Below are 8633 nucleotides of genomic sequence, written 5' to 3'. Positions count from 1 at the left end.
GAACTCCTGCTCGTCGACACCCTGCGCCTGGAACGACGACGGGATGCCCACGCGAGCCCGCAGCGACTCGACCGCCAGCGCGTACGACTCCACGCCCTCGGCCGGGGTCGACGCCGGCAGCCCGAGCGCGGCGGCGAGCTGCTGGAACCGCTCCGGTGCCACGTAGTGCTCGTACTTGGGCCAGCTGGTCAGCTTGGTCGGGACCGTGCCGTTGTAGCGGATGACGTGCGGCAGCAGGGTCGCGTTCGTGCGGCCGTGGACCAGGTGGTAGGTCGAGCCGACGACGTGCGCCATCGCGTGCACGATGCCCAGGAACGAGTTCCCGAAGGCCATGCCGGCGATGGTGCCGGCGTTGTGCATGGTCGCGCGCGCGTCCTGCGTCGCGGGGTCGGCCGGATCACCGTTCACCGACATCGCGAGGTTCTCGAAGATCAGGCRGACGGCGTGCAGGGCCATGCCGTCGGTGAAGTCGTTGGCGTAGACGCTGACGTACGCCTCGGTGGCGTGCGTGAGGGCGTCGAAGCCCGAGTCGGCCGCCAGCGAGGCCGGCATCTTCGCGGTCAGGACCGGGTCGATGATCGCGACCGACGGGGTCAGCGCGTAGTCGGCCAGCGGGTACTTCTTGCCGGCCTCCGGGTCGCTGATCACCGCGAACGGCGTGACCTCCGCTCCGGTGCCCGAGGTGGTCGGGATGCACACCAGCTGCGCGAGCTCGCCCAGCACGGGGAACTTGAACGCGCGCTTGCGGACGTCGAAGAACTTCTGCTTGAGGTCGGAGAAGTTGATCTCCGGGTGCTCGTACAGCAGCCACATGACCTTCGCGGCGTCCATCGGCGAGCCGCCGCCCAGCGCGATGATCGTGTCGGGGCGGAAGTGGCGCATCTGCGCAGCCCCGGCCTGGACGGTGCGGACCGACGGCTCGGGCTCGACCTGGTCGATGATCTGCAGGGCGACCTTCGAGGAGCGGCGGTTGAGCACGTCGATGATCTTGTCGACGAACCCCAGCGTGGTCATGGTCGAGTCGGTCACGATCGTCACGCGCTCGACGTCGGGCATGTCCGCGAGGTAGCGGATGGCGTTCGGCTCGAAGTACGTCTTGGCCGGCACCTTGAACCACTGCAGGTTGTTGTTGCGACGCCCGATCCGCTTGACGTTCACCAGGTTCACCGCCGAGACGTTGTTGGACACGGAGTTGTGGCCGTACGAGCCGCAGCCGAGGGTCAGCGACGGGATGAACGCGTTGTAGATGTCGCCGATGCCGCCCAGCGACGAGGGCGCGTTGGCGATGATGCGGACGGCCTTGACCCGGCTGCCGTACTCGTCGGTCAGGGCGTCGTCCTGCGTGTGGATCGCGGCGGAGTGACCCAGGCCGTCGAACTCGACCATCTGCTCGGCCAGGCTGATGCCGTGCTCGGTCGACGTGGCACGCAGCACCGCGAGGACGGGCGCGAGCTTCTCGCGGGTCAGCGGCTCGTGCGGCCCGACGGAGCCGACCTCGACCATGATGATCGAGGTGTCCTCGGGGACCGTGAAGCCCGCCTGCTCGGCGATCCACTGCGGGCTCTGACCGACGACGGACGCGTTGAGCTTGGCGCCGGCACAGTTCTTCCCGTCGGCCTCGACCCCGAAGATGAAGCGCTCGAGCAGCGTCTTCTCCGTGGCGTTCGCCCGGTAGGCGTGCAGCACGGCGAACTCGGCCATCGCGGCGTCGTAGATGACGTCGTCGATGATCACGGCCTGCTCGGAGGCGCAGACCATGCCGTTGTCGAACGCCTTGGACAGCACGACGTCGTTGACGGCCCGCTGCAGCTTGGCGGACTTCTCGATGTAGGCGGGCACGTTGCCGGCGCCGACGCCCAGGGCGGGCTTGCCGCACGAGTACGCGGCCCGGACCATCGCGTTGCCGCCGGTGGCCAGGATGAGCGCGATGCCCGGGTGGTTCATGAGCGCCGTGGTCGCGGCGATCGACGGCTGCTCGACCCACTGGATGCAGTGCTCGGGGGCGCCTGCGGCGACCGCGGCGTCGCGCACCACGCGGGCGGCGGCGACGGACGAGGCCTGCGCGCTGGGGTGGAACGCGAACACGATCGGGTTGCGGGTCTTGAGCGCGATGAGCGCCTTGAAGATCGTGGTCGACGTCGGGTTGGTCACCGGGGTGACGCCGCAGATGACGCCGACGGGCTCGGCGATCTCGGTGATGCCCGTGAGCTCGTCGCGGGAGATCACCCCGACGCTCTTGAGGTTCGCCATCGAGTTGGTGACGTGCTCGCACGCGAAGATGTTCTTCACGGCCTTGTCCTCGAACACGCCTCGGCCGGTCTCGTTCACCGCGAGGAGCGCGAGCTCACCGTGCTTGTCGAGGGCGGCGACCGAGGCCTTCTTCACCAGGTGATCGACGTCCTCCTGCGTGAAGCGCGCGTACTCGGCCAGCGCCTTGGCGCCCTGCGCCACCAGCTGGTCGATCGCGGGCGCCGGGTCGGACTCCTGGGGGGTCGGGCTGCCCTTCGTGGCGGTCGTGCGGGACGTGGTGTGATCCGTGACGGTCACCGGTCTTCTCCCTGTCGAGGCCATGTCGAGACCTTGCGGCTCGACGTTCTCGACGTTACGCAGCGGGGAGCGTCCGATTGTGGGCCGAACGTCCTCTCATGCCCGGCGCACCCGCTCGACCCACGACGACGACAGGCTCTCGTCCTCCAGGTCCAGCTCGCGCATCATCCGGCGCATGACGGTCTCGTCGAGCTCTCCGGAGTCCCGCTTGTCCATGAGCACGTCGCGCTGCGCGGCCACGATCTCGCGGCGAAGCCGCTGCGTGCGCAGGCCCTCCTCGGGGGTCGGCACGCGCGCCGGGCTGACCTCGCGGATCGCGCCGGACACGCCGGTCAGCTCGGGCGGGGGCTCGTCGTCCGGCACCAGCTCGTCGGCCGAGGAGGGGTCGAGCATCACGGCGGCCGCCGTCGCGCGGGCGCGCCAGACCCCGGACAGCCGGTCGATGAGCTCGCCTGCCCGCTCCGGGCCGAGGTTCCTGCTCCAGTCCTCGCGCTGCCGCTCGAGCACGTCGTGCACGGCGTCGGCGGTGGCCACCCGGACGGCGGCCTCCTGCGCGGCGTCCTGCGCGGTCTCGTCGGCCGACCCGACCCCCAGGCGCCTGATCACCCAGGGGAGCGTGAGCCCCTGGACCAGCAGCGTGCCGATGGCGACGGTGTAGGCGGCGAGCTGGATGGTGGCCCGCTCGGGGAACGGCTGACCGGCGCTGGTCAACGGGATCGCGGCGGCCGCGGCGAGCGTCACCACCCCGCGCATGCCGGCCCACGACACGACCGCCGACTCGCGCGCGGTCAGCTTGTCCTTGGCGGGTCGGTGGCTGCCGCGCAGGCGCAGATGGTCGAACCGGGCCGTGGCGAAGATGTAGGCCGGCCGGACCAGGATCGCGACGAGCAGCACCATCAGCGACACCGCGACCCCGTGCCGCAGCCCCTGGTCGGAGGCGATCACGTCCCGCACCACCCACGGCAGCTGCACGCCGATGAGCGCGAACGTGAACGACTCCAGCACGAGGTCGACCGTGGACCAGATCGGCTCCTCGTAGAGCCGGGTGGCGTAGCCCGCCTGCGGGGAGGTGTGCCCCAGGTACAGCCCTGCGGCGACGACCGCGAGCACCCCGGAGCCCTTCAGCTCCTCGGCCAGCCAGTAGGCGGCGAACGGGGTGAGCAGCCCGATCGCGGAGGCCACCACCGGGTCGTCCAGCCGTAGCCGGACCCGGTGCACCACGAACGCGATGACGAGCCCGACGGTCACCCCGGCGGCGACGGCCAGCGCGAACACCGCCACCCCCTCGGCGAGCGCCCAGGTGCCCGTCGCGACGCCGGCGAGGGCCACCTTGTAGAGCGTGAGCGAGGTCGCGTCGTTGATGAGGCTCTCGCCCGAGAGCAGCGTCATGACGCGCCGCGGCAGGCCCAGGCGTTTGCCGACCGCGGCCGCGGCGACCGCGTCCGGCGGTGCGACGACCGCGCCGAGCACCAGGGCGGCGGTCAGCGGCACGGCCGGCTCGGCCCACCAGAACACGAGCGCGACAGCGATCGCGCTGACCAGCACGAGCCCGACGCCGAGCCGGGTGATCGAGTTCAGGGACGACCGGAAGTCTCGGTACGAGCTGGACAGCGCCGCGGAGTACAGCAGGGGCGGCAGCACGAACTCGAGCAGGATCTCCGGCTCGATCTCGTACCGCGGCACCCCCGGCACGAACGACACGACGATCGCGACGGCGACCAGGACCAGCGGGGCGGGCCACCCGCGCCGCCGGCACACCGCGGTGACCGCGACGGCTCCCGTGACCAGCACGAAGAGCTCGACGTTGTGCACGGAGCGGCCCCTCTGGTCACGACTGGTGCGGTCGTAGCGACCCTACCCAGCAGACCCGGAGAGCGACTCGTCAGCGGGTCGGGCCTCCGCCGTCCGGCGCCGCCCGAGCAGCGCCAGCACGACACCGACCACCGCGACCACGACCCCGACGACGGCCAGCGCCGCGGGCAGCCAGGTGGGGATCCCGAGGTAGACGGTGATGCCGAGGATCCGCGAGAGCCCCCACGGCAGCAGGGCCATCTGGTCGTTCCACACGGTCAGGGCGCGCTCCAGCCCGATGGCCGCGACGGCGCCGGCGGCGATCGCGAGCGTGAGCCCACCCGCCACGGCCGTGAGCCCGACGGCACGGGCCGAACGGAGCCCGTACGCGCGCCGCAGGACGACGGCGACCACGACGAACAGCCAGCAGAAGGCGCCGAACGCCACGGTGATGTACGCCGTGCGCGCGGTCGGGGCGGTCCAGAAGCCGAACCAGTAGCGGCCCGGGCCACGGACGGCCAGGGCGGCGAGCAGCACGACCGTCCGCAGCAGGATCACGCCGCCGAGCGCGGCCCACAGCAGGAACGGGTCGCGACGGCCGACGAGCAGCCGCAGCAGGAGCGCGAGCACGAGCCAGGAGCCGAGCGCGATGACGAGGTGAGCCGGCGCGGCGAACCAGGTGTAGACCTCCCGGCTGGCGACCAGGACGACGGCGGGGACCGCCCACACCAGCACCCGGTCGGTGCGCGTCGTCGGCGCGGGGACCTGCGTGATCCGCCACGGGCGGGTCGCCGCGACGAGCAGCGCGCGGAACGCCGTCGCGCCGGGGACCCGCCGACCGAGACGGGTGCCGAGCGCCAGGGCGGCGAGCGTGAGCAGGAGCAGGACCCGGGCGAGCCAGGCCATGGCCGGGTCGCGGTCGGCGCGGTCGCTGCCCAGGTCCGCGGCGGTGAAGCTGTACGCCGGCAGGTCGACGTCGCCGCCGTACCGCGAGACGTGCTCGGCCCGTGCCGTCCGGTACTGCGCCTCCGCCTGGCGCCACTCGTCGTAGGCGGCGCCGCTGCCGGTGTCGAGCCACTGCGCGTGCCGTAGCACCATCGTGCGGTACGGCGCCAGCGTGCCCAGCAGGTCGGTCTCGTAGTCCAGGGCGCCGACGAACGAGTCGTAGAGCTCGGGCGAGAGCCACGAGCCGGGGTCGGTGGCGGCGACCTGTGCGCGCATCCCGGCGGCGACGTCGGCCGCTCCGGCACCGTCGGTGATGGCGGACTCGAGCTCGCTGCGGCTGACCGCGTAGATGCTGTCCAGCGCCGCCGAGTCGCCGGTGACGATGTCCCACTCGAAGATCCACATCATCGGCGGGGGCTCGAGGCCGAGCGCCTTGACGCTCTGCTCCGCGTACGGACCGATGTACAGGCCGCGGGTGATCGCCTCGCGGGACCGCCCGAGGGCGTCGGTGATCGCCGCGGAGGTGGCGGGGTCGGCCGACAGCGTCTGCCGTACCCAGTCGGTGGTGACCTGGGCGGGGTCGGAGTCGGGGTCCCACGCCAGCCGGCCGGCCCCGTAGGTGTTGAGGTCGTACATCTGCCAGAACCCCGTGCGCAGGTACAGGGTCATGGGGCCGGCCCTCAGCGGGCCGCCGTCCTGCGTCCAGTTCCAGATGCCCTCGACGTGCGGGTTGGCCGCGAGGAACTGCTGGAGCGCCTGCGCCTCCTCGGCGACGAGGTCGTTCGGCAGGGACCCGAAACCCTCGAACTCGCGCCGGGCCTGGAACTCGACGATGCGGCGCTGGGTGCCGACCGCGAGCGTGGGGTTCAGGGGCAGGTGGCTGTAGAAGTCGCCCATCGTGTACTTGGTGGACACGATCAGGTGCGGGTCGTCGAGGTCGCCGAGCACCGACTCGTACGAGTCCGGGTTGGTGTGCAGGTCGCCCACGGCGCCGACGCCGACGGTCCAGGTCCGGAAGATGATGTCGCGGTCGTGCGCGCCCGCCGTCTCCAGGAGCGCGTGCAGCATCGCCCGCACCGACGACTCGGAGGTCACCGCGAGCTTCGAGGAGTAGTCCCAGCCGGCTTGGTAGACCGAGCCGCCCTCGCCGATGCGGACCATGAGCCCGTCGACGAACGGCAGGCTGTCGAACAGCTCGGACAGTCCCGCCTGGTAGACGGACCACAGCGCCGGGTCGTCGACGTCGAGGCCGCCGACGGTCCGCTCGAGGTAGGACTCGAGCGGCGGCGAGACGGCGAGCATGTCGGTCAGCAGGTAGACGTGCATGCCCATGTCGGCGGCGTACTGGAACACGGGCCCGAAGGCCGCGACCATCGCCTTCGCGCGGTCCACGTGCGGGTCGCCCTCGGGGTAGACCTGGTGACCGTCGCCCACGCCGCTGAACGTCACGTACTCGAGGAATCCGGGCACGACGACGCCGTTGTACCCCTGCCGCAGCGCGTGCTGCACCAGCTGCCGGAACTGGGTGTCGATGCGCGCGACCGCCTCCTGGTCCACCCACGGGGCGGCCGGGAGCACGGCGCCCGCGACCACGTCGGTGTTCAGCGAGTAGTCGTCGCCGGCGGCGAACGCCTCGGGGTCCGCCTCCCGCCCGACCGAGCCCGAGTCGGTCAGCCGCAGGCCGAGCCGCGGTTCCTGCGTCGCCCCGTCGGCGACGACGGCGGCCCCGGAGCGGATCCGGTCGGCGGTCGCGTACAGGCCCGCGGCGGCCCCGGCCGGCCCGGAGGCCTGCAGCTCGTACCGGCCGTTCGCGTCCTGCTCGATCCGGTACGCCTCGTCCGAGTCGGCGAACGCCGGCACGATGCGCACCGTGAGGTCGGCGTCGCCGGTCGCGGTCCGGACCGCCGGAGCCGGCAGGCCGCGGTCGGTGAGCGCGTCGGTGACGGCGGTGGCGGCCAGCCCGACCCGCTCGTCGGCCGGCACGTCGATCGTCGCGATCTGCGGCGCGGGCGCGAGGGCCGTCACCGCGCCGCCCGGCGACGCGGCGGGCGGGGTGTCCGCGGGCGTGTAGCTCAGCCCGAGCGCCTGCCCGACGCCCATGGCGACGGCGGCGCCKAGCGCAAGGACGACGAGGGCCGCCACGAGGGACGGCCAAGCACGGGAGCGGGGCACCGCGGCAGTGTAGGAACGCCACCCGTGCGCGACGTGCCGCGGGTCACACCGGCGTCGGGACCGCGAGGGACAAAAGCCGTCGAACCGGTCCGGCGATCAGCCCCGTTCACCCGAACGGCGTAACCGAGCGTGATCAGTCGGTGCCGGTGCCCGGCCGCTCGACGTCGGCGCCCTCGGGGGACGCGGCACCCTGCGCCCGGTGCGCCTCGACCGCGCGGTGCACGCTCCCGTGGATCCGGTCCGTGCCCAGGCGGTCGACCACGCCGTCGCGGGCGAGCGTCGCCCGGACGGCGGGCTTGAGCCGGGCCAGCCGGACCACCACGTCCGTGTCCCGGGCCAGGTCGAGGATCTCGTGCAGGGTCGCGGCGCCCTGGGCGTCGATCACCGCGACGGCCCCGCAGTCGATCACGATCACGCGGGCGTCAGGCTGAGCATCCGCGACCTCGCGCACCCGGTCCTGGATCGCGTCCGACGTGGCGAAGAAGAGCCCGCCGTCGATGCGGATGACTGCGACGCCCTGCTCGGGCTGGTCGTCCGGGTACTCGTCGTGCTCGCGGAACACCTGGGTCCCCGGCTCGCGGGCCATGAGCGGCAGGGACGGTCGGGTGGTGACCGAGACGAGCCACAGCAGCGACAGCCCGATGCCGATGAGGACGCCGGCCAGCACCCCGACGACGAGCGTGCTGACCAGGGCGGCGATCGCGATCCAGAAGTCGAAGCGCTGCACCCGGAACAGCCTGCGCAGGCCGGCGACGTCCATCATGCCCATGACGACCGCCTCGATGATGATGGCGGCGAGCACGGCGGTCGGCAGGCCCGAGAACAGGGGGGCCAGCAGTACGAGCGTGAGCAGCACCATCACGCCGGACGTCAGCGACGCGACGGGTGACCGCGCACCGGTTCGGTCGTTGAGCGAGCTGGCCGAGAGGCTGGTGGAGACGGGCATGCCCTGCAGGAGCCCGGCCCCCACGTTCGCCGCGCCCTGCGCGAGGGACTCCTGGTCGATGTCCACGCGGTAGCGGTGCCGGGCCGCGAACATGCGGGCGTCGCCGGCCGTCTGCGAGAAGCCGATCATCACCAGCGCGACGGACGCGAGGCCCACCGTCGCCGCGTTGTCGAGCAGCAGCAGGGGATCGGGGACCACCACCGACGGCAGCCCGCGCGGCACGTCCCCGACG

At 72.4% G+C, this 8633-nt stretch carries 4 protein-coding genes; all 4 read right to left on the bottom strand.

Going from position 1 to position 8633, the window contains the following annotated elements; genetic code table 11:
* On the bottom strand, positions 1-2547 hold a 2547-nt coding region (gene adhE, locus ACXJKG_RS16740), incomplete at its 3' end, for a bifunctional acetaldehyde-CoA/alcohol dehydrogenase (RefSeq protein WP_456846877.1).
* A gap of 96 nt (positions 2548-2643) precedes the next feature.
* On the bottom strand, positions 2644-4359 hold the full coding sequence (locus ACXJKG_RS16735) for a Na+/H+ antiporter (RefSeq protein ID WP_456846876.1): 1716 nt from the start codon (positions 4357-4359) through the stop codon (positions 2644-2646).
* Positions 4360-4401: 42 nt separating this feature from the next.
* Positions 4402-7455, bottom strand: coding sequence for a hypothetical protein (locus tag ACXJKG_RS16730; protein WP_456846875.1), 3054 nt, complete (start codon positions 7453-7455; stop codon positions 4402-4404).
* A 133-nt stretch (positions 7456-7588) separates the two neighbouring features.
* On the bottom strand, positions 7589-8633 hold a 1045-nt coding region (locus ACXJKG_RS16725; RefSeq protein ID WP_456846874.1), incomplete at its 5' end, for a SulP family inorganic anion transporter.

This window comes from Cellulomonas sp. P5_C6, assembly GCF_054049635.1.
Note: the sequence above shows the minus strand (reverse complement) of the source record. Positions and strands in the feature narration are given on the sequence as shown.